This window comes from Streptomyces sp. NK15101, assembly GCF_020400725.1.
In the GTDB taxonomy this organism is placed as follows: Bacteria; Actinomycetota; Actinomycetes; order Streptomycetales; family Streptomycetaceae; genus Streptomyces.
This window is the reverse complement of record NZ_JAINVG010000067.1, coordinates 20,936-43,015: the sequence shown is the minus strand read 5'-3', so window position 1 is coordinate 43,015 and position 22,080 is coordinate 20,936. Positions and strand designations below refer to the sequence as shown.

Genomic DNA, 22,080 nt, shown 5'->3' with positions numbered 1-22,080 from the left:
CGACGATCATGCGCTGCTCCTCGCCGTCCCAGGCGAGGGCCATGGTGCCGACCCTGAACTCCTCCTCGACGGGCACGTCGAGGGGGGCCGTGTCCGCGATCTCCGCGGGGGCGACGGCGGGCACGGGCGCGTTGCCCCCGGTGCGGCGGACGACCTCGTCGAGGAGTTCGTCGATGCGCTCGGCGAGGGCCGCGACCTGGGTCTTCTCCAGGGCGACGCTGGTGACCCGGCCGCCGGCGGAGGCCTGGAGGAAGAAGGTCCGGCGGCCAGGCAGCCCGACCGTGCCGGCCACGAAACGCTCCGGTGGGTCGTAGAGGAACACCTGACGGGACACGTTCCCGGCTCCCTTGAGTCTCGACAGTCGTACTACAACGGCGCGTCCACCCTACTGCGCGAGGGGATCACGGTGCGCCCGCACCGCCACCGACCTCCGCCGCCCCGTTGCCGCCGGGGTGCTCCCGGGGGGCGAACCCGGCGAAGTCCCCGGTGTCGCCGAGGCGGAGGAGGAAGGGACGCAGGCGCGTGTAGCGGATCGCGGTGACCGAGCAGGGGTCGACGTGGATGCGCTGGAAGAGGTCGAGGTGGAGCCCGAGGGCATCGGCGACGATCGCCTTCACGATGTCCCCGTGGGAGCACATGAGGTACGTGGCGTCCTCGCCGTGCTCGGCCTCGACGCGGGCGTTCCAGTCCCGTACGGCCTCGACGGCGCGGTCCTGCATGGCGCGCATGGACTCGCCGCCGGGGAAGGCGGCGGCGGAGGCGTGCCCCTGGACGACCTCCATCAGCGGCTCGTCGTTGAGCTCCGCCAGCTTGCGGCCGGACCAGTCGCCGTAGTCGCACTCGCTGATCCGGTCCTCGACGTGGAGCGGGAGGCCGGGGCGGGCGTCGAGGAGCGGCCTCAGGGTCTCCCGGCAGCGCTGGAGGGGGCTGGTGACGGCCGCGGCGAGCGGGACGTCCGCGAGGCGCCCGGGGAGGGCGGCGGCCTGGGCGGCCCCGCGCTCGTCGAGCGCGATCCCGGGCGTGCGCCCGGCGAGGACCCCGGAGGTGTTGGCGGTGGAGCGTCCGTGCCGGACGAGGATCAGCGTGGCCATGCGGGCCAGCCTAGGCGGTACGGGGGCGGCGGCGCGGGCGAGCGGGACGCCGCACGCGCGTGCGTGGCGGTCTCCGCCGGGACCGGTCGGCACACGCGGAAGCGGGCGGGAGCAGCACGACCGGTCGGCGGACACGGGCGCCGGGCGGCCTCCGCCGGGACCGGCTGCCGTCCGCGCATGCGTGACGGCGGCGTTCCGGGGCAGAATGCGCCGCGTGATCGTGGACTCTGCCATCTACCGGGACGGGCGCCGTACGGACGGACCCGCCGACCTCTCCGACGCCCTGGAGGAGGCGCGGGCGACGGGCGACGCGTTCCTGTGGGTGGGGCTGCACGAGCCGTCGGGGGCGGAGTTCGACCACGTCGCCTCGGAGTTCGCGCTGCACCCGCTGGCCGTCGAGGACGCCTTGAAGGCCCATCAGCGGCCCAAGCTGGAGGTCTACGACGACTCGCTCTTCGTGGTGCTCAAGCCGATCGTGTACGAGCCGGAGAGCGACCGGGTGTCCTCGGGCGAACTGATGGTGTTCATGGGCGACTCGTTCGTCGTGACCGTCCGGCACGGCGAGGGTGCGCCGCTCGCGGAGGTGCGCCGGCGCCTCGAGGCCGACCCGGAGGTCCTGAAGCACGGGCCGACGGCGGTGCTGTACGCGGTGAGCGACGCGATCGTGGACCACTACCTCGACGTGGCGGGCGAGCTCCAGGTCGACCTGGAGGAGCTGGAGGCGGACGTCTTCGCGCCCACCGGGGGCCATCCGGCCAACACGGCGGAGCGGATCTACACGGCGAAGCGGCAGGTCCTGGAGTTCCGGCGGGCGAGCGGTCCGCTGGCCGGGCCGATGGCCCGGCTGACGGCCGGCGTGGTGCCGTTCGTGAACGAGCGCTCGCAGCCCTTCTTCCGTGACGTCAACGACCATCTGCTGCGCTCCAACGAGCAGGTGGAGGGCCTCGACCGGCTCCTGTCGGACGTGCTGTCGGCCCATCTCGCGCAGATGGGGGTCCGGCAGAACGACGACATGCGGAAGATCTCGGCGTGGGCGGCCATGGCCGCGGTCCCCACGATGGTCGCGGGGATCTACGGGATGAACTTCGAGCACATGCCGGAGCTGCACTGGGTGGGCTCGTACCCGGCGGTGATCGTCCTGATGACGGGCATCGTCGTCGCGCTGTACCGGGTGTTCAAGCGACGCGGCTGGATGTGAGGCCCGCCCGCCCCGGGCGCGTTCAGAAGGCGGGGGCGGGCGTCGCGGGGCCGCCGAGGGCGTTCAGCCGCTCGGGCATCCGCAGGTCGACCATCTTGTGCCAGCCGGCGACGCGCTCGTACGCGTACATGGCGTGGATCCCGGCGGCGAGGACGGCCGCCTTGGGCTTCGGCCAGTTCAGGATGCGGCCCATGTGGCGCATCACGGCGAGGCTGACGTCGCGGTAGACCCGGATCTCGGCGAGGGCGGACTCGCGCAGGGTCCGCTGGATGAGCCGGCCGTGGCCCTGGCGGGCGAGCCGGAGCAGTTCCTCGTGGCAGTAGGCGAGGTGGTTCGCCTCGTCGTTGTCGATCATGTGGATGGCCTTGCCCAGTTCGGGGTGGTCCCCGAAGTGGGTGACGAGCATGTCCATCTGGTCGGCGGCGCGCTGCTCGGTGACCCGGCTGTGGGCGAGGTAGACGATGACGTCCTCCTCGGTCAGCGGCCGGTCGGCGCGGAGCTTGTCGTGCGCGAGGCCGATGCCGCGGCGTTCGAGCAGCATCGTGTAGTCGGTGTCGGGAGGCACGGGGACGGGTTCGAGGCCGCGCTTCTTCAGCAACGCGTTGAAGATCCGGCCGTGCTTGTCCTCGTCGGCGCCGTGCCGGGTGATCTTGGGCGCGAGGGAGCGCATGCCGGGCGCGACGAGGGCCGCGATCCGGGCGTTCTCCCAGCCTCCCTGGGACTCGCCGCTCGCGGCGATGGAACAGAAGAGCCGGAAGGACTCGTCGTTGTCGATGATTTCCTGGAACAGGCCCTTGGCCGTGAGCATCGCCGCCACCTCCGTGCGGACGCCCGCACTCCGGTACGTCCGGGAAGTACGAGTCAAGTCGGGTCCCGGTCGACGGGCAACAGGAGGGTGCGGCGACTCGGCCGAAAGAGTGAGACCCGAGGGCGTAACCGGGGGCCCGGTGGAGCGTTGTGCTGCATGACGGCCGTGGCGGGGAAGACCCCCGAGCCCCCACCACGGCCGCAGTGCTTCCCGGACAGGCCCCTAGGCCAGGCCCGCGCGCTCCATCGCCTCGACGCCCGCCCGCAGGGCCGCGAGGCGTTCGTCCAGGGTGAAGCCGGCCGGCGCGAGGGTGAGGGTGGTGACCCCGGCCTCCGCGTAGGCCGTCATCCGCTCGGCGATCCGCTCGACGGAGCCGAGCAGCGCGGTCTGGTCGATCAGGGAGTGGGGCACGGCGGCCGCGGCCCCGGTCTTGTCGCCGGCCAGGTACTTGTCCTGGATCTCGGCGGCCTCCTTCTCGTACCCCATGCGCTGGGCGAGCTGGTTGTAGAAGTTCTGCTTGCGGCTGCCCATGCCGCCGACGTACAGCGCGGTGTACGGGCGGAAGACGTCGGCGAGCGCGGTCACGTCGTCGCCGAGGGCGAGCGGCAGGGTGGGACAGACGTCGAAGCCGTCCATGGTCAGGCCGGCCTTCTCGCGGCCCGCGCGCAGGTGCCGCAGCGCGGTCTCCTCCAGGTGCTCGGCGGAGGGGAAGATCAGCAGGGCCCCGTCGGCGATCTCGCCGGTCTGCTCCAGGTTCTTCGGCCCGATGGCGGCGATGTAGAGCGGGATGTGCTCGCGCTGGGGGTGGACGGTGAGCTTGATCGGCTTGCCGGGGCCGCCGGGGAGCGGCAGGGTCCAGTGCTCGCCGTCGTAGCTGAGCCGCTCCCGGGTCATGGCCTTGCGGACGATCTCGACGTACTCGCGGGTCCGGGCGAGCGGCTTGTCGAACTTCACGCCGTACCAGCCCTCGGAGACCTGCGGGCCGGAGACGCCGAGGCCGAGGCGGAAGCGGCCGCCGGTGAGCGAGTCGAGGGTGGCCGCCGTCATCGCCGTCATGGCGGGCTGGCGGGCCGGGATCTGCATGATCGCGGAGCCGACGTCGATCCGCTCGGTCTTCGCCGCGACCCAGGCGAGGACGGTGGGGGCGTCGGAGCCGTAGGCCTCCGCGGCCCAGCAGACGTCGTAGCCGAGGCGGTCCGCCTCCTGGGCGACGGCGAGGTTGTCGCCGTCCATGCCGGCGCCCCAGTAGCCGAGGTTGATGCCGAGCCGCATTCCACGCACCCCTTACCCATCGGTAACGTCTCTTCGGCCGGACTCTAGCGCGGGGACGGGCCATCCGTCAGGACACGGTTGTCCACAGGCTCTCTCCGCGTGGTGCCCTGGCCAGTACTCTCGCGCCCATGGAGCAGAGGCATCTCGGACGTACCGGCCTGCGTGTGTCGCGCATCGGACTCGGCACCCTCACCTGGGGCCGGGACACCGACGAGCACGACGCCGCCGAGCAGTTGAAGGCGTTCTGGGAGGCGGGCGGCACGCTCGTGGACACCGCCGACGTGTACGGCGGGGGCGAGGCGGAGTATCTGCTCGGGCGCCTGATGGAACGCCTGGTGCCCCGGCAGGACCTCGTCCTGTCGACCAAGGCCGGCAGCGTCCCCGACCCCGACCGGCGCACGGACGGCTCTCGCGGGCACCTGCTCGCCGCGCTCGACGCCTCCCTGGCCCGCCTGGGCACGGACCACGTGGACCTGTGGCAGCTGCACGCCTTCGACCCGTACACGCCCCTGGAGGAGTCGCTCCAGGCCCTCGACATCGCCGTGCGCAGCGGGCGGGCGCGGTACGCGGGCGTGTCGAACTTCTGCGGCTGGCAGCTCGCCAAGGCGGGCACCTGGCAGCTGGGCGGCGACCGCACCCGGCTCGCCGGCGCGCAGCTGGAGTACTCGCTGCTCCAGCGGGGCGTCGAGCGGGAGGTGCTGCCCGCCGCGATGGACCTCGGCATAGGCCTGCTGCCCTCGTCCCCGCTGGGACGCGGGGTCCTGACGGGGAAGTACCGCAGCGGCACGCCGACGGACTCGCGCGGCGCCTCGGAGACGATGGCGCCCTTCGTGGAGCCGTACCTGGACGAGGCGGCGAGCCGGATCGTGGACGCGGTGGCGACGGCGGCCGACGGGCTCGCGACGACCCCGCTCCACGTGGCGCTCGCGTGGGTCCGCGATCGGCCCGGCGTGACCGCTCCGATCGTCGGGGCGCGCACGGCGCGGCAGCTCACGGCCGCTCTGTCAGTGGAGGCGCTTAGTCTTCCTGACGAGATCTGTCGGGCGCTGGACGATGTGTCGGCGCCCGTGCACCGCTATCCGGATCACGACTGGAGCACCTTGTGACCGAGCCTTCCGGGGAGACCGCGCCCGAGGCCGCGGAGCCCACCGAGGACCTGCGGGAGGAAGCCGCCGGGACCCCGGCCCCCGACACGTCCGGGGGACCGGATTCCGCCGAGGAGCCCGACGCCGGGCCGGCCGACGACGGGAAGGCGGAGGCCGCCGGGGACGCCGACGTGCCCGAGGTGAGCGAGGCGCAGGCCGAGCTCGCCGCGCAGCGCGAGCTGCGGGCCAGGATCGAGGCCCGGAAGGCCGGGAAGAGCGGCTCGGTGGCGAGCGGCGCCAAGCTGAGCGGCACCGCGGCCGACCTCCTCGCCGCCGTCCGGGCCGTCGAGGGCGGCACCGCCTCGGGCAGCGCGTTCTACGAGGCACCCGAGCCCGCGCCCCGCCGCCCCGCCGCCGGGCCGGCCCCGGCGACGGCCGTGCGGCCCCCCGCACCGGAGCGGCCGACGGCCCCGGCCCCCGGCACCACGGCCGCCGTCCGCGAGGTCCTCGCCGCGGGCGGCGCCCCGGAGGCGCTGGCCGGCCGGGTCGCCGCCGTCCTCGGCGAGGGCGCGGCCCCGGCGCTGCGCGAGGACCCGTGGCAGCTGCTCGCCGTGCCGGGGGTCCGGCCGGAGCAGGCCGACGGTTTCGCGCGGGCACTGCTCGGCCCCGCGTGCGGCCCCGGCGACCCGCGCCGCGCGGTCGCCCTGACCGTGTGGCTCCTGGAGCGGGCCGCCGTCCAGGGGCACACGGCGCTGGAGGTCGAGGCCGTGCGCGCCGGGCTCGCCGGTCACGCGGTGCCCGATCCGGAGCAGGCGGTCGAGACGGCGGTCTCCGAGGGTGCGGTCCTCCTCTTCCAGGAGGAGGAGACGGCGGAGGAGCCCGACGACGAGGACGTCGAGGAGGCGTCCGCGCCCGCCGCGGAGCGGGAGCCCGCCGCGCCCGTGCTGCTCGGACTCGACCGGTACGCGTTGGCGGAGGAGAGCCTCGCGGACGGTCTCGCCCGGCTGGTCAGGACGGCGACGGCCGAGGCCTGGGAGGGCGGCGAGCTGGAGCGCGCCGCCGGGGCGCACGGGCTCGTCCTGCACACGGGCGGGGAGGCCGCCCGCGCCGAGCCGGTGGCGCTCGCCGCGGCGGCCCGCGAGCGGGGGCTGCGCGCCCTGGTGGCCGTCCACACGGACGGCGGGCGCAGCGCGCTCGGCGCCGCCGGGGCCGAGGCGGTGACGGTCGCCGAGCTGCTGTCCGGCACGGCCGGTCCCGGCCGGGACGAGGACGGCGCCTTCGCCCTGGACCTGCTCGTGGTCCTCGACGCCCCGCAGCTGGACGTGGAGACGGGCGCGATGCTCGTGGAGTCGCTGCCGGACAGCTGCCGTCTGGTGCTGAGCGGCGATCCGGAGGTGCTCGGCGCGCCGGGCGCGGGCCGGGTCTTCGCGGACGTGCTCGCGTCCCGGGTGTGTCCGCGGATCGCCTCCCGCGTCCCCGACCCGGGACCGCTCGGCGAGCTGGTGTCGGGCATCGGCGTCGGCGAGCTGAACCGGGTCGAGGCCCCCGGCAAGGAGGTCGTGATCGTCCCGGTGCGGGACGCGGGCGAGGCCGTGCACCGCACGGTCCAGCTGGTGGCGGACTCGGTGCCCCGGGCGATCGGGGTGCCGTCCGAGCAGACGCAGGTCGTCACGGTCGGCCACGGCGGCTCCGCCGGCACGCGCGCGCTGAACGCCGCCCTGAAGCAGCGGCTCAACCCCGGGCCCGGCCGGTTCGGCGGCTACGACCCCGGGGACCGGGTGGCGTACGCGCCCGCGCCGGGACGCACGGTGACGGGGACGGTGCTCTCGGCCGACGCCGAGGGGCTGCGGCTGCGCTGCGGGCGCGACGAGCTCCTCGTACCGAAGGAGCGGGTGGAGCCGGAGCTGCGGCACGGCTGGGCGCTCACCGCACACCAGGCGGCCGGGACGCGCTGGCCCGCGGTGGTCGTGGTGCTGCCGGGGGACGCGGCGGCCGGCCTGAGCCGGCCGTGGGTGTACACGGCCTTCGGCCGGGCGGAGCGCCATCTGTCGGTCGTGCACGGCGCGGACCAGGCGCTGCCCCGCGCGGTGGCCGAGGGGGTGGCCCCGGAGCGTACGACGCGGCTGAGGCCGCTCCTGGAGGCGCTGCTGGCCGCCGACGGGGAGTAGACCCGGAACGACGGGAGGGCCGGGACACCATCCGCGGTGTCCCGGCCCTCCCGCGTTCCGTCAGGCGTCCGCGCCGCGGGCTCCCGCGTCCACGGGCTCGTCCTCGTCCTCCTCGTCGAAGACGGAGCTGACGTCGAAGCGGCAGACGATCCGCTCGGGGTCGGCGTGGTCGAAGGGGGCGGCCAGCCATTCCCCCGGTTCCGGGAGCTCCTCGGCGGCGGTGACCCAGAGCGTGGAGTCCCCCTCCTCCAGACCGAACTCCTTGTGCCGGGAGGCGATCTCGTCCGGCTCGTACTCGCCGAAGAGCACGCCGAGGGCGGCGAGCGGCGAGACGCCGGCCTTGGCGGCCGCGCGGGTGTCCGCGTCGTCGTCGAGCTCGGCGACGCGGCGGGCCTGGGCGAGCAGCCGCTGCGGTTCGGCGACGGCGTAGTCGCGGCGGATCAGAAGGCTGAGGGCGTGAGGTTCGTCAGGTCCGGCGTACGGCGGCAGGTTGCCGTCGGCGCCGGGGATCTCGAAGGGGGTGACCTCGTCGTAGCGGTCGTAGAGGAGTTCGTCGTACGTCTCGGCGGCCGCGGCGAGGGCGTTGAAGGCCTCGTAGACGGCCGTGTCGTCGTCTCCCGTGCGGCGTTCGACCGCCGCGAGGTGACGGTCCAGTGCGGTCTTGACCGCCTCGGCGGCGGCACGTACCTCGGCAGCGGTGGGCTGCGCAGCATCAGACATGGGACAGACGCTATCCGTACCGGGCCCGTGCCCGCACAATAGATGCGATGCCGGAATACGAATTTGTCGACGTGTACGTGCCGCGCGGCGTCTCCCGCAAGGAGGCCACGCGGCTGCTGACCGACCATGCCGAGTACGGACACTGGGAGTTGGACCGTCTGAGCCTGCACCGGGACGGGAGCCGCAGAGTGCGGCTGAAGCGGCGGATCATCCGCCAGGTCCGGGCGACCTGGTAGCCGGAACCGGACAACGAGAAGACAACGGGAAGGGGCCCCGCGGTGTGCGGGGCCCCTGTGCGTGGTGCGTGAGCGCGGCGGCTCAGGCGGCGCTGCGGGCGCGGCGGTAGATCAACGAGCCGGCGAGCAGCAGTCCGGCACCGGCGGGGACGATCACGCCGAGCGGACCGGAGCCGGTCTCGGCGAGCTCCTCGACGGCACGCGGCGGAGTGACCACGTGGGTACCGGGAGTGTTCGGCCCGCCCTCGTTGCCGGGGGTGCCGGGGGTGCCCGGGTGGCCGGGGGTGCCGGGGTTCCCAGGATTGCCCGGGTTGCCAGGGTTGCCCGGGTTCCCGGGGTTGCCAGGGTTGCCCGGGTTCCCGGGGTTGCCAGGGTTGCCCGGGTTCCCAGGGTTGCCAGGGTTGCCCGGGTTCCCAGGGTTGCCAGGGTTGCCCGGGTTCCCAGGGTTGCCCGGGTTCCCAGGATTGCCCGGCTCTTCCTCCCCGTAGCCCGTGTCCCCGCCGTTCGCGCAGTCGTTGCCCGTGACGGCGTTGCCCAGGCCGACGCCCGTGACGTTGTTGCCGCAGACGTTCACCGGGACGTCGACCGGCACCTCGACGGTGTTGCCGGAGCCCACACCGGGAGAGTTGGACGTGTGCCCACCGACGGAGGAGCCGCCGCCGGACGGGGAGGTGTTGGCGCACGTGTTGCCGAAGGCCGGATTGAGCAGCCCGATGACGTTGACGGTGTTCCCGCAGGCGTTCACCGGCGCGTGCACCGGGACCTGGACGGAGTTTCCGGACGCGACGCCCGGGGAATTCATGGCCGTACCGTTCGCACCGGAATCGGCGTGCGCATATCCGCCGCCGACGGCGGCGAAAACGCCTCCGGCGGCCGCGACGGTGATAAGGCCCTTGCGCGTGACCTGTCGCATAGCTTGTTCCCTGCCTGCTCGGCTTCGAAAGAGTGCCACCGGGCGGACGGCCCGGGGCGGAAATGGCCACCGGCCCCGGAGTGCATGGCACGCACTCCGGGGCCGGACCGGCTCACACCCTCACGGGGCGAGGCACGACGTCAGGCGTTGATGCAGGTGTTGCCGAAGGCGGGGTTCAGCAGGCCGATCACGGAGACCGTGTTGCCGCACACGTTCACGGGGATGTGAACCGGCACCTGGACGACGTTGCCCGAGAGCACGCCGGGGGAACCGATGGCGGCACCCTGGGCACCCGCGTCGGCAACGGCCATGCCCGCACCCGCGAGAACGAGACCGCCGGTGGCAGCCGCAGCAGCGACGACCTTCTTGATCATTATTCCTCCTAGTTGGCAATGCGGCCCCAGCCGCGGACCGCACCACCTGTAACGAGGGGGAATCATGAGGGCTACGAGCCCTTGAGTTCATTCACTCTTTCCGGTCACACGCAAACGCGTGGGCGAATTCAGCAGGCGTCGAGGAAACGGTCCAGGACGCGGACGCCGAACTTGAGGCCGTCCACCGGGACCCGCTCGTCCACGCCGTGGAACATGCCGGCGAAGTCGAGCTCCGGCGGCAGCTGGAGCGGGGCGAAGCCGAAGCAGCGGATGCCGAGGTCGTCGAAGGACTTGGCGTCGGTGCCGCCGGACAGCATGTACGGCACGGCGCGGGCGATCGGGTCCTCGGCGCGCAGCGCCAACTGCATGGCGTCCACCAGGGCGCCGTCGAAGCTGGTCTCCAGGGCCTTGTCGCCGTGCACGTCCTCGCGCTTCACACGGGGGCCGAGGATCCGGTCGAGGTCGGCCAGGAACTCCTGCTCGTAGCCGGGCAGGAAGCGGCCGTCGACGTGCGCCGTGGCCTGGCCGGGGATCACGTTCACCTTGTAGCCGGCGCCGAGCATCGTCGGGGCGGCCGAGTTGCGGAGGGTGGCGCCGACCATCTTGGCGATGCCGCCGAGCTTGGCGAGGGTGGCGTCCATGTCCTCCGGGTCGAGCGGGGTGCCGAGGGCGTCCGACAGCTCGTCGAGGAAGCTCCGTACGGTCTTGGTGACCCTCACCGGCCACTGGTGGCGGCCGAGGCGGCCCACGGCCTCGCAGAGCTCCGTGATGGCGTTGTCGTCGTTGGTCATGGAGCCGTGGCCGGCCGTGCCCTCGACGGTCAGCCGCATCCAGTGCATGCCCTTCTGGGCCGTCTCGACCAGGTAGAGCCGCAGGTTCTCGTTGACCGTGAAGGAGAAGCCGCCGACCTCGCCGATCGCCTCGGTGACGCCCTCGAAGAGGTCGCGGTGCTTGTCGACCAGGTGCCGGGCGCCGTAGGTGCCGCCGGCCTCCTCGTCGGCGAGGAAGGCGAGGACGACGTCGCGCGGGGGCCTGCGGCCGCTGCGCAGCCGGTCGCGGACGACCGCGAGGGTCATCGCGTCCATGTCCTTCATGTCGACGGCCCCGCGGCCCCAGACGCAGCCGTCGGCGACCTCGCCGGAGAAGGGGTGGTGGGTCCAGTCCTCGGCGTTGGCCGGGACGACGTCGGTGTGGCCGTGGATGAGCAGGGCCGGACGCGACGGGTCCTCGCCCTCGATCCGGGCGACGGTGGAGGCGCGCCCCTTGTGCGATTCGATGATCTTCGGCTCGAGTCCGACCTCCGCGAGCTTCTCGGCGACGTACTCGGCCGCCGCCCGCTCTCCCGGGCCGGAGTGGTCGCCGTAGTTGCTGGTGTCGATGCGGATGAGGTCGCGACAGAGGTCCACCACCTCGTCCTCGCCGCTGACGCTCCGGGCCGTGTTCGACTCGCTCACGCTGCTTCCTCCCACTACGTGCCCCACGTGATTGCTTGGTGGTCGCCTCCATCCTCCCGCGTGGCCCCCTCGGCGCCCAAGGGCGCCGGTCCCCCGACATGCGGCTGTCACATGACGGGGGCCGACCGGGGGTGGTGATCGACCACCCCGAATGTTTGCTATGGTTTTCCTCGTCGGAAGGGCCCAGCGGCCGGGAAGACAGACACCTTGTCCGGGTGGCGGAATGGCAGACGCGCTAGCTTGAGGTGCTAGTGCCCTTTATCGGGCGTGGGGGTTCAAGTCCCCCCTCGGACACCATGCGGAACGCGGGTCACGACACAGTCGTGACCCGCGTTCTGCGTTGCCCGGAAACGGTCCCGACCGACCCGGCACCCCGGCGTTGCCCCGCGGCAACGTCCCCTCTATGGTCACTCCCGCTTATTCGATCTTCACCGAATTCTCAGATTGTGAGCGAGGAAGAGTGACACCACGTAGGCATCGCCGCGGGGCGATGCGGGGGGCGACGGCGAGCGCCGTCGCGTTGCTGGCCGCCGGGAGCGTGCTGGGCGGGGCTCTCCTGGACGCCCAGGCGGCCACCGTGCCGGGGTCCTCCGCCGAGGCCCCCGAGAAGACGTCGAGCGTCCGCGCCGACGACGCCGCCCGGGGCAGGGCGTTCTGGCAGGACGACGAACTCCCGGAGCGGACCGCCGAACAGAAGGCCTCCGCCGAGGCCGTCGCCAAGGGGCGGCGGGTCGAGGTGGCGTCGCTGACGAGCGAGACCGACCGCGTCTTCGCCAACACCGACGGCACCTTCACGGTCGAGTCCTCGGCCGTGCCCGAGCGGGTCCGCAGGGGCGGGAGCTGGGTACCCGTCGACACCGCGCTGGTGGCGCGGGCCGACGGCCGGCTGGCGCCGCGCGCCGCGCAGGACGTGGTGCTCTCCGGCGGCGGCTCCGGCCCGCTGGCGACGATCAGCCGTGGCGGCAGGACGTACGAGCTCGGGTCGCCGTGGAAGCTGCCGACGCCGAGGGTGACCGGCTCCACCGCCGTGTACGGGTCGGTGCGCCCGGACGTCGACCTGGTGGTGCAGGTCCGTCCCGACGGCTTCACCCAGAACCTGGTCGTCCACTCGCGCAGGGCGGCGGCCGACCCGGCCCTGGCGGAGATACGTTTCCCCGTCCGCACGACCGGCCTCTCCGTCCGGACCTCGCAGGGCGACAGCGTGTCGCTGCTCGACGCCGGCGGGCGCCCGGTGTTCTCCAGCAGCGGCTCGCTCATGTGGGACTCGGCCGGCGCCGCGGCCTCCGGCACGGCGTCCGCCTCCACCGCGCGTTCCGCTCCGGCCGCCGCCGGGGCGGACCGTCCCGCCGGGCGCGGCGCCGAGCGGGCCGTGCTCCCCGAGCCGGGCTCCCGCACCTCCGTCGCGGACGTCTCCATGACCTCCGCGGCCCTGTCGCTGAGGCCGGACCGCGCCTTCCTGACCGCCGCCGACACCTCCTACCCCGTGGTCATCGACCCGCCGACGGTGAGCGCCTCGCTGACCGGCTGGACCACGATCTGGTCGAGCTCCGCGGGGACCTCGTTCTGGAAGACCTCGCACGCGCTGGGCGTCGGCTACGACGCCTACGTGGACATGAAGAAGGCGAAGTCGCTCTTCCAGTTCGACACCCGCAAGGTCGCGGGCAAGACCATCCTGAACGCGACGTTCACCGCGTTCGAGATCTGGTCGGCCAACTGCGAGAAGAGAGACGTCAACCTCTACCGCACCAACCCGATCTCCAGCTCCACGACGTGGAGCAACCCGCCGACCGGCTGGTCCTACGTCACCAAGGTGTCGGCGGCGAAGGGCTTCTCGTCCAGCTGCCCCGACGGTGACGTCGAGTTCAACGCCACCTCGGCGGTCGCCTACACGGCGAAGGCGAAGTCGACCACGACGACGCTCGGGCTGACGGCCAGCGACACCGATCCCATCGCGTGGAAGCAGTTCATGTCGCCCGCCGACGACCGGGCGACGAGCGACCGCAAGCCGCGGCTCTCCATCACCTACGTATCGCCGCCGACGGACGCCCCGTCGTCGGTGAAGCTGTCCGAGCCGAACGTGGCCTGCTCCGCGTCCACCGCCCCGGCGCTGATCCGCGACACCACGCCGCGCCTGACGGCCACCCCCACCTCGGTGGACGGTTCGAACGCCAGCCTGCGGCCGAACTTCGAGCTGTACGCGGGCTCCAGCACCACGCCGACGGCACTGAGCCCGAGCACCTGGACGGCGAGCGGGGTGGCCGGCTCGGTGCCGACCGCGACGCTGACGAGCGGCACCACGTACAAGTTCCGCGCGCGGACCCAGTACCGGTACACCTGGAACGGCGCCACCAGCTATCTGTACGGCCCGTGGTCGGGCTACTGCTACTTCAAGGTGGACGTCACCGCCCCGCCGCAGCCGACGGTCACCTCCGCCGAGTACCCGGAGTGCGCCGGGACGACGTGCGACGCGTCCCCGGAGACCGGGAGCGTCGGCCAGACCGGCACGTTCACGATCAACGCGGGCGCGACCGACGTCCGGCGCTACGACATCTGGCTCAACGGCGTCCTGCTGGAGAGCAAGACGTTCACCGCCGGCACCGCCTCCTACACGCGCAAGATCACGCCCACCAAGCGGCTGAGCAACACCCTGCGCGTGCAGACCTTCGACGCGGCGGGCAACCCCAGCGCGACCAAGGACTACCTGTTCAAGGTGGCCGCCGCCGCCAACCCGGTCGGCGAGTGGAAGCTCGACGCCACCGGTTACAACGCGGCCGGCACCGCGCACGCGCTGACCCTCGGCGGCGGAGCCTCCTGGACCACGCCGGCCCGCCTCGGCGGCGGCCTGCACCTCAACGGCACCGGCGCCTACGCGGCGACCCCGGGGCCGGTCGTCGACACCTCGAACAGCTTCTCCGTCTCCGGATGGGCGAAGCTGGACACCCGGGGCAAGATCAGCACGATCGCCAGCCAGGACGGCACCTCGATCGGCGGCTTCCAGCTGTACTACTCCGCCTCGTACGACCGCTGGATCTTCAACCGCTACACCTCCGACGGCGCCACCATCGTGCGCGCCGTGTCGTCGCGGCCCGGTGTGGTGGGCGCCTGGACGCACGTGCTCGGCGTCTACGACCGCGACGCGGCGCAGATCCGGCTGTACGTCAACGGCCGTCTGGAGGCGACGGCGGCGTTCACCACGCCGTGGTCGGCCACCGGCCCGTTCGAGATCGGCCGGTTCAAGGGCGCGAACGGCGCCATGGGCAGCTTCTTCCAGGGCGACGTGGACCAGGTCCAGGCGTGGAACCGGGTCGTCTTCCCCGACGAGCTGTGGTCCGAGGCCAACCTGGAGGACCCGGCGACGGGTCACCCGCAGGCGGGCCTGCTGGCGCACTGGACCATGGAGAACGCCTCGGGCACGACGGCCGCCGACCAGTCCGGCCACGGCAACACGCTCACCCTGGCCCCGGGCGCGGGCTTCGCCCTCGCGGACGAGTCGGCCCACGGCACGGTGCTGAACCTGCCGGCCGACCAGCAGGGTTCGGCGACCTCCCCGGTGGCGCTGGACGAGTCGGGCAGCTTCACGATCGCCGGCTGGGCCTATCTGGACCCGGCGCGACTGGAGAACAACACGTACGCCCAGTCCGCCACCGTGTTGGCGCACCCCGGTCTGCAGCGCAACGCCTTCCGGCTCTGGTACCGCCAGGAGATCGGCGAGACGGTCGGTGACTGGAACTTCGGCGTCTACGAGACCGACGTGATCGGCGGGCCGGCCGCGACCATGACGTCCGAGCAGGTCAACCCGCCGGGCAACTGGATCCACGTGGTCGCCGTGTTCGACTCGGCGAAGCAGTCCGCCAAGCTCTACCTGGCCGGCACGCGCGAGGGCGCCGAGGACGGCGTCTTCGTCAAGACCGTCTTCCAGTCCGACCAGCCCCTGATGGTCGCCGGCTCCCGGCGCCACGACAACGGCCAGTGGGGCAACAGCCTGGCCGGACAGCTCGACGACCTGCGGGTCTACGCGGGCGTGCTGTCCGAGTCGGAGATCACCCAGCTGGCGACGGTGGACGAGCCGCCCGTCGACATCGGCTGACCCGACCGACCCGGCGGAGCCTTCGGGGCCCGCCGGGCAGGAGCAACCGCTCCTTCCTTTCCTCGCGGTGGTGGGGCCGGACCGTCCGTCCGGGCCCCACCACCGCCCCCACGAACCCGGAGAGACCCCTTGACCGGCACAACACGCGTGCTGTCGTCATGGTCATGGCGGAAGGCGAGTCGCCGCCGCATAGCGGCGGTCGCCCTTCCGGTGACCACGGCCATCGTGACCACCCTGCTGGGAGCAGCCCCGGCACCGACGTTCGAACGCGACCACAGCGCCCTCGCGAAGCCCGACTACGGGCGGGCGAAGGCGTCCGGCCCCGGTCTCATGCGCCGGGCCGTTCCCGACCCGACGCGGCAGGCGTCGGCGAAGACCCGTGAGCGGGCCGAGAAGAAGATCGACTGGCCGAGCCCGGGCCGCGCGACCGTCACCGTACCGACCGGCGCGACCGGTGAGGTCCGGGCCGGTTCCCTGCCGGTCGCCCTGGGACGGCCGCAGCCCGCCTCGAAGGGCACGACGCGCCGGACCGCCGCCGCGTCCGCCCCGGCGGACACCGCGACCACCGCCCCGGCCAAGGCCGAGGTACGGATCCTCGACCGGACCGCGACGGCCCGGCTCGGCATCGACGGCGTCGTGCTCGCCGTGCGCCGGGCGGACGGCGCGACCGACCCGGCCGCGCTCTCGGTGGGCCTCGACTACAGCGGCTTCGCCGACGCCTACAGCGGCAACTGGTCCTCCCGGCTGCGCATGGTCCGGCTCCCCGACTGCGCGCTGACCACCCCGGAGAAGCCGGCCTGCCGCGCCACCACCCCCCTGCCGTCGTCGAACGACACGGCGGACCGGACGGTCACCGCGCAGGTGACCACTCCGCGGCAGGCCCCGCGGCGGACCACCTCGAAGCAGAGCGCGCCGGCGCCCACCGCGAGTGCCTTCACGGTGCTCGCCGCCTCGGCCGGCACCGCGTCCGACCAGGGCACCTACGAAGCCACCCCGCTGTCGCCGTCGGCGACGTGGAGCGGCGGCGGGTCCAACGGCGACTTCTCCTGGTCGTACCCGATGGACGTCGTCCCGGCTCCCGCGGGCCCCGCGCCGTCGGTGTCGATCGGCTACTCGGCGCAGAGCGTCGACGGCCGCACCTCCGCCACGAGTGCCCAGCCGTCCTGGGTCGGCGAGGGCTTCGACCTGCCGACCTCGTACATCGAGCGCTCGTACGGCTCGTGCGACGACGACGGCCAGGACGGCAAGTTCGACCAGTGCTGGAAGGAGGACAACGCCTCCATCGTCCTGAACGGCAAGTCCAGCACGCTCGTCCTCAAGGACAAGGCGACCGACACCTGGCGTCTCCAGGGTGACGACGGCGAGCGGGTCGTCCGCTCGACGGGCGCCGTCAACAGCGACGACAACGGCGAGTACTGGACCGTCACCACCACCGACGGCACCCAGTACGTCTTCGGCAAGAACCGCCTGCCCGGCTGGGCCACCGGCAAGCCGGAGACCAACTCGGTGTGGACGGTGCCGGTCTTCGGCGACGACTCGGGCGAGCCCGGCTACGACGCCGGCACCTCGTTCTCCGGCCGTGCCAAGACGCAGGCGTGGCGGTGGAACCTCGACTACGTGGTCGACCCGCACGGCAACGTCATGACGTACTGGTACGACAAGGAGCTGAACTCCTACGCCAAGAACGGCACCACGGGCAACGGCACCGAGTACGTCCGCGGCGGCTGGCTCAAGCGGATCGACTACGGCCAGCGCACCGACACCGTCTTCTCCACCACGCAGCCGGCCGCGGCCCGCGTGAAGTTCACCGTCGCCGAGCGCTGCGTCCCGGTCACGGGCGGCGAGACCTGCACCAGCCTCACCGCGAGCAACCGCACCGCGTGGCCGGACGTGCCGTACGACCAGATCTGCGCGAAGGACACCGTCTGCACCGACCAGCCGGGTCCCTCCTTCTTCACCCGCAAGCGCCTCACCGGCGTCACCACGCAGGTCTACAAGGGCACCGGCACCGGTGCCGACACCGATTACCGGGACGTCAACCACTGGGCGCTCGAACAGTCGTTCCCGGACCCGGGCGACGGCTCCAACGCCGGCCTGTGGCTCAAGTCCATCCAGCACACGGGCCGTTCGGGCAGCACCCCGATCACCCTGCCGGCGGTCACCTTCTCCGGCGTCCAGCTGCACAACCGGGTCGACAAGACCGGTGACGACGTGCCGCCGTTCATCAAGTGGCGCGTCCGCACCGTCACCTCGGAGACGGGCTCCGTCCTCACGGTGAACTACTCGGCGCCCGAGTGCGTCGCGGACACCAACGTCCCGGCCGCGCTCGACAGGAACACCAAGCGCTGCTACCCGGTCAAGTGGATCCCGCCGTCCAACCCCACCGGGGGAACGGACCCGCAGCCGCGCACCGACTGGTTCCACAAGTACGTGGTCACCCAGGTCACCGAGTCCGACCCGACCGGTGGCGCGCCGCTGAAGCAGACCGACTACACGTACCACGGCGGGGGTGCCTGGGCGTACGACGACCAGTCGCCGATCACCCCGGCCAAGTACCGCACCTGGGGCGTCTGGCGGGGCTTCCAGAAGGTCACCACGACGACCGGCGAGGCGGCCGGCGTCCGCTCGAAGTCGACCAGCCTCTACTACCGGGGCATGCACGGCGACAAGCAGCTCGACGGCACCACCCGCACCGAGACCGTCACCGACTCGCAGGGCACGGCGGTGAACGACGAGGAGCAGTACGCCGGCCAGCTGCGCGAGACCATCACGTACAACGGCACGGCCGGCGAGGAGGTCTCCGGCAGGATCGTCACGCCGTGGTCGCAGAACACCGCCACGGTCGCCCACTCCTACGGCACCGTGCGCGCCTACATGACGCGCACGGGCAAGGAGGTCACGCGGACGCCGGTCGCGGGCGCCGCGCCCATCACGTCCACCACCGTCTCGACGTACGACACGCAGAGCGGTCTGCCGCTCACCGTGGAGACCGAGGGCGGCGGCGTGAAGGACTGCACCCGCACCGAGTACGCGAAGAACACCACGGCGTGGCTGCTCACCGCGGTCAAGCGGGTGGAGAAGGTCTCCGTCGGGTGCGACGCCACGCCCGTCAGGACCGGTGACCCCGCCACCACGCAGGTCGTGTCGGACATGCGGACGTCGTACGACGGCCAGGCGTGGGGGGCGGCGCCGACGAAGGGCGACGTCACCGCGCAGGAGCGGGTCACGGGGTACGCGAACGGCGTCGCGCAGGTGCAGACCGTCAGCACGGCGAAGTACGACGCGCTCGGGCGCGTGACCGACGAGTGGGACACGGCGGGGAACCGCACCAACCACATCGACTACACGCCCGCCACCGGCGGACCGCTGACCGGGAAGAAGGAGACCAACGCCCTCAACCACGTGGTGACGACCGAGATCGCACCCGACTGGGGCTCCAACACGGTCAGCATCGACCCCAACGGCAAGCGCACCGAGAGCGCCTACGACGCGCTCGGCCGGCTCACCGACGTCTGGTTCGCCGACCGCGACCGGGCGACCCAGACGGCCAGCCGGAAGTTCGAGTACAAGATCCAGAAGACGGCCGCGTCCTGGGTGGCCACCAAGTCGCTCAACAACGACGGCACCACCTACCAGACGGCGTACGGCATCTACGACGCGCTGCTGAGGCCCCGCCAGACCCAGACGCCTGCGGCCGTCGGCACCGGCCGCGTCATCTCGGAGGCGACCTACGACACCCGCGGTCTCGAGGTCGAGTCCTCCGTGGACTACATCGACACGACCGCTCCGTCCGGCCAGCTCGCCACGCTGCTGACCGCGTCGCCCGCGGGCACGCGCAAGGTCTACGACGGCGCCGGCCGGGTCACCACCGAGATCGTCCTGACCCAGGGCCGGGAGCACTCCCGCACGACGACGACGTACGAGGGCAACGCGACCACGGTCGAACCGCCCGTCGGCGCGCCGGCGGTGCGCGAGGAGGTCGACAGCAGGGGACGGCTCGCGGAGAAGCGGGAGTACGAGGGGAACAGGGCGACCGGCGCCTACACCCGCCTGACCTACTCCTACGGCCGGGACGACGTCCTGACCAAGGTGCAGGACAGCGACGGCAACGCGTGGGAGTACGGCTACGACTTCCTCGGCCGCCAAACCGATGCCGTCGACCCCGACGCGGGGAGGACCCGGCGCGAGTACGACCGGTTCGACCGGGTCTCCGTCACGGAGGACGCCCGCGGCAACGTCCTCAGCCACACCTACGACGTGCTCGGGCGGCCGACCGGCCGGCTCTCCGGCCGCATCCCGCTGGTCAACGGGGTGCCGACGATCGACGACTCCAAGTACCTGGCGCGCTGGTCGTACGACACCATCGCCCTCGGCCAGCCCACCTCCTCGATCCGCTACGACGGCGGCAAGAACGGCAAGGTCTACGCGGTCACCAACGCCGCCTACGACCCGCTGTACCGGGTGCTGAAGGAGCAGTACACGATCAGCACCGGCGAGGGCCCGGTGGCCGGTACGGGCACGTACACGATCACCAACGCCTACAACCTGGACGGCACCCCGCAGAAGCGGACCCTGCCGGCCATGGGCGGGCTCGCCTCGGAGGTGCTGACCTACGGCTACAACGCGCAGCGCCTGCCGACCACGCTGGACGGTCTGACCGGCATCGTCCGGGGCACGGACTACCTGCCGGCGGGTGAGCGCACCAGGATCACGCTGGGCGTCTCCTCCACCGCCAAGTGGACCGAGATCAACAGCTCGTACGAGGACGGCACCAAGCGACTGGCCCGCCAGACCGTGGTGTCGGAGTCCAACAGCGGCACCGACGCGGACACGTACTACCGCTACGACCCCGCCGGCAACCCGGTCGAGATCGACGACCGCTCCACCGCCGCCGGTGACAAGCAGTGCTTCACCTACGACGGGCACCGACGTCTGAAGAGCGCGTGGACGGCGACGACCGACTGCGCGACGGCGCCGACCACGGCCGGCGTCGGAGGCGTCGCCCCGTACTGGCAGTCGTTCACGTACGACAGCGCCGGAAACCGCAAGACGGTGACCGACCACCTCGCGGCGGGCGGTCCGACGACCACCACGTACGCCTACGACCGCACCACGGCCGAGGGCACGGCGCGTCCGCACCTCCTGGGGTCGACCACGACCAGCCCGGCGAACGCGGCCAAGCCCGCCACCAGCTACACCTACGACGCGTCCGGCAACACCGAGACGCGGACCGTCGGGGGCAGGACCCAGAACCTCGCCTGGGGCCCGGAGAACGACCTCGCGAAGGTGACGGAGGCCGACGGCTCGGAGACGACGTTCCTGAACGACGCCGAGGGCAACCGGCTGATCCGCCGCGACGCCAAGGGCACCACGCTCTACCTCGGCGAGACGGAACTGCGCCACGACAAGGCGACCGGCAAGGTCGAGGCGACCCGTTACTACAGCCACGGCGGCGCGGTCGTCGCGGTGCGGACGCCGCAGTCGCTGACGTGGCTGAGCACCGACCACAACGGCACGGCGAACGTGCAGGTCGACGCGGCCACGCAGGCGGTCACACGCCGGCACTCGCAGCCGTTCGGCGAGTCCCGGGGCACCCAGCCCACCCGGTGGGTCGGCGACAAGGGATTCGTCGGCGGAACGCAGGACCCGACGGGGCTCACCCATCTCGGGGCGCGGGAGTACGACCCGGTGACGGGGCGCTTCATCAGCGCCGACCCGGTCACCGACCTGTCGGATCCGCAGCAGGTCAACGGCTACGCCTACAGCAACAACAACCCCGTCGCCTTCTCCGACCCGGACGGCCGGTTCTTCGGCTCGCTGATCCGGCTCATCCGGGCGGTCGTGCGGTACGTGGCGGCGATCGTGCACGCGTACGTCCGCTACCAGGCCAGCCAGCGCGCGTCCCGGACCGGGTCGCGGGCCGGTCTGTCCACCATGGGCAGCGCGAACTACGCGAGCGCGTCGGGCGACAGCTGCCCCGCGATCCAGCGCAACTACGGGATCTGCGACAACAAGGAGCCGTCGGATCCGAAGCCGCTGGGCGAGACGCTCAGGGACATGGCCGGCGGACTCGGCGACTTCGCCACCGGCACCCTGGACGCCATCGAGTACGCCACCGAGCCGTGGTGCTGGTTCGGCGCGGACTGCGGCGTGCAGGAGACCTACCGCGAGAAGGCCAAGGAAGCGGGCGTCGACGTCGGGTCCAAGGAGTACAAGGACACGGCCGAGGCGGCCGAGACGGTCTCGTGGCTGACCGGTATCGGCGGCCTGCTGAAGGGGATCGTCAAGAAGATCATCAAGGGCGGCACGAAGAAGGCGGACGTCCCCAAGACGGCACCCCCGCCGGTGCCGGGTCCGGCCCTCATCGGCGCCGAGGGCAAACAGCTCGGCAAGAAGTGGGGCAAGCACGCCGAGGACTACGGCAAGCACCCCGGTGACGCCGCGGCCCGCCAGTGGTACGAGCAGCGCATCAAGGACGTACGCTCGTCCCCCGACGAGGTGAAGCAGGGCCCGTACCGGCCCGGCCAGGGCGGCTCCGACGACTACTGGTTCTACAAGAAGGGCGACGACCTGGTGATCACCAAGAACAGCGGGGAGTTCGTCTCCATGTTCCCGCTGAGCGGCCCGAACAAGTGGTACGAGGGCGCCACCAAGAAGTACTGAGATGCACGGAG

At 72.4% G+C, this 22,080-nt stretch carries 14 protein-coding genes and 1 tRNA gene; 7 read left to right on the top strand and 8 right to left on the bottom strand.

The window, feature by feature from the left end; all coding sequences use genetic code 11:
• Positions 1-334: DUF3090 family protein (locus K7G60_RS28540; RefSeq protein ID WP_225803836.1), on the bottom strand; the 334-nt coding region annotated here is incomplete at its 3' end.
• A 67-nt stretch (positions 335-401) separates the two neighbouring features.
• Positions 402-1,091, bottom strand: coding sequence for a histidine phosphatase family protein (locus K7G60_RS28535; RefSeq protein WP_225803835.1), 690 nt, complete (start codon positions 1,089-1,091; stop codon positions 402-404).
• 205 nt (positions 1,092-1,296) lie between these two features.
• Between K7G60_RS28535 and K7G60_RS28530 the strand changes: the two genes are divergently transcribed.
• Entirely contained in the window at positions 1,297-2,289 is a 993-nt protein-coding gene (locus K7G60_RS28530) for a magnesium and cobalt transport protein CorA (RefSeq protein ID WP_225803834.1), read from the top strand.
• Positions 2,290-2,311: 22 nt separating this feature from the next.
• Here K7G60_RS28530 and K7G60_RS28525 read toward each other — a convergent pair whose 3' ends face one another.
• Both K7G60_RS28525 and K7G60_RS28520 read right to left on the bottom strand, forming a co-directional pair.
• A complete protein-coding gene (locus K7G60_RS28525; protein ID WP_225803833.1) occupies positions 2,312-3,097 on the bottom strand; it encodes a ferritin-like domain-containing protein in 786 nt (261 codons plus the stop codon).
• 222 nt (positions 3,098-3,319) lie between these two features.
• Positions 3,320-4,369: an LLM class F420-dependent oxidoreductase gene (locus tag K7G60_RS28520; protein ID WP_225803832.1), complete on the bottom strand. Its 1,050-nt coding sequence runs from the start codon at positions 4,367-4,369 to the stop codon at positions 3,320-3,322.
• 128 nt (positions 4,370-4,497) lie between these two features.
• Between K7G60_RS28520 and K7G60_RS28515 the strand changes: the two genes are divergently transcribed.
• Complete coding sequence (locus K7G60_RS28515) at positions 4,498-5,475, top strand: aldo/keto reductase (protein ID WP_225803831.1); 978 nt, start codon at positions 4,498-4,500, stop codon at positions 5,473-5,475.
• Positions 5,472-7,622, top strand: a complete 2,151-nt coding sequence (locus K7G60_RS28510; protein WP_225803830.1) for a helix-hairpin-helix domain-containing protein — start codon at positions 5,472-5,474, stop codon at positions 7,620-7,622. Before K7G60_RS28515 ends, K7G60_RS28510 begins: the two co-directional genes overlap by 4 nt.
• Before the next feature lie 60 nt (positions 7,623-7,682).
• Here the strand turns inward: K7G60_RS28510 and K7G60_RS28505 are convergent, their stop codons facing one another.
• Positions 7,683-8,342: a hypothetical protein gene (locus K7G60_RS28505; protein ID WP_225803829.1), complete on the bottom strand. Its 660-nt coding sequence runs from the start codon at positions 8,340-8,342 to the stop codon at positions 7,683-7,685.
• 47 nt (positions 8,343-8,389) lie between these two features.
• Here K7G60_RS28505 and K7G60_RS28500 point away from each other — a divergent pair, with 47 nt between their 5' ends.
• On the top strand, positions 8,390-8,578 hold the full coding sequence (locus tag K7G60_RS28500; RefSeq protein ID WP_015032473.1) for a DUF5703 family protein: 189 nt from the start codon (positions 8,390-8,392) through the stop codon (positions 8,576-8,578).
• An 82-nt stretch (positions 8,579-8,660) separates the two neighbouring features.
• Here the strand turns inward: K7G60_RS28500 and K7G60_RS39270 are convergent, their stop codons facing one another.
• The 3 genes from K7G60_RS39270 to K7G60_RS28485 all read right to left on the bottom strand — a co-directional run bounded on the left by K7G60_RS39270 (position 8,661) and on the right by K7G60_RS28485 (position 11,319).
• Positions 8,661-9,491, bottom strand: coding sequence for a chaplin (locus K7G60_RS39270; protein ID WP_225803828.1), 831 nt, complete (start codon positions 9,489-9,491; stop codon positions 8,661-8,663).
• Between the two features lie 140 nt (positions 9,492-9,631).
• Complete coding sequence (gene chpH, locus K7G60_RS28490) at positions 9,632-9,865, bottom strand: chaplin ChpH (protein WP_225803827.1); 234 nt, start codon at positions 9,863-9,865, stop codon at positions 9,632-9,634.
• 128 nt (positions 9,866-9,993) lie between these two features.
• A complete protein-coding gene (locus K7G60_RS28485; protein ID WP_225803826.1) occupies positions 9,994-11,319 on the bottom strand; it encodes a M20/M25/M40 family metallo-hydrolase in 1,326 nt (441 codons plus the stop codon).
• 209 nt (positions 11,320-11,528) lie between these two features.
• Here K7G60_RS28485 and K7G60_RS28480 point away from each other — a divergent pair.
• The 3 genes from K7G60_RS28480 to K7G60_RS28470 all read left to right on the top strand — a co-directional run bounded on the left by K7G60_RS28480 (position 11,529) and on the right by K7G60_RS28470 (position 22,069).
• Positions 11,529-11,616, top strand: a tRNA-Leu gene (locus K7G60_RS28480).
• A gap of 163 nt (positions 11,617-11,779) precedes the next feature.
• Positions 11,780-15,406, top strand: coding sequence for a LamG-like jellyroll fold domain-containing protein (locus K7G60_RS28475; protein ID WP_225803825.1), 3,627 nt, complete (start codon positions 11,780-11,782; stop codon positions 15,404-15,406).
• Between the two features lie 225 nt (positions 15,407-15,631).
• Positions 15,632-22,069, top strand: coding sequence for an RHS repeat-associated core domain-containing protein (locus K7G60_RS28470; protein ID WP_225803824.1), 6,438 nt, complete (start codon positions 15,632-15,634; stop codon positions 22,067-22,069).
• The last annotated feature ends 11 nt before the right edge of the window (positions 22,070-22,080 follow it).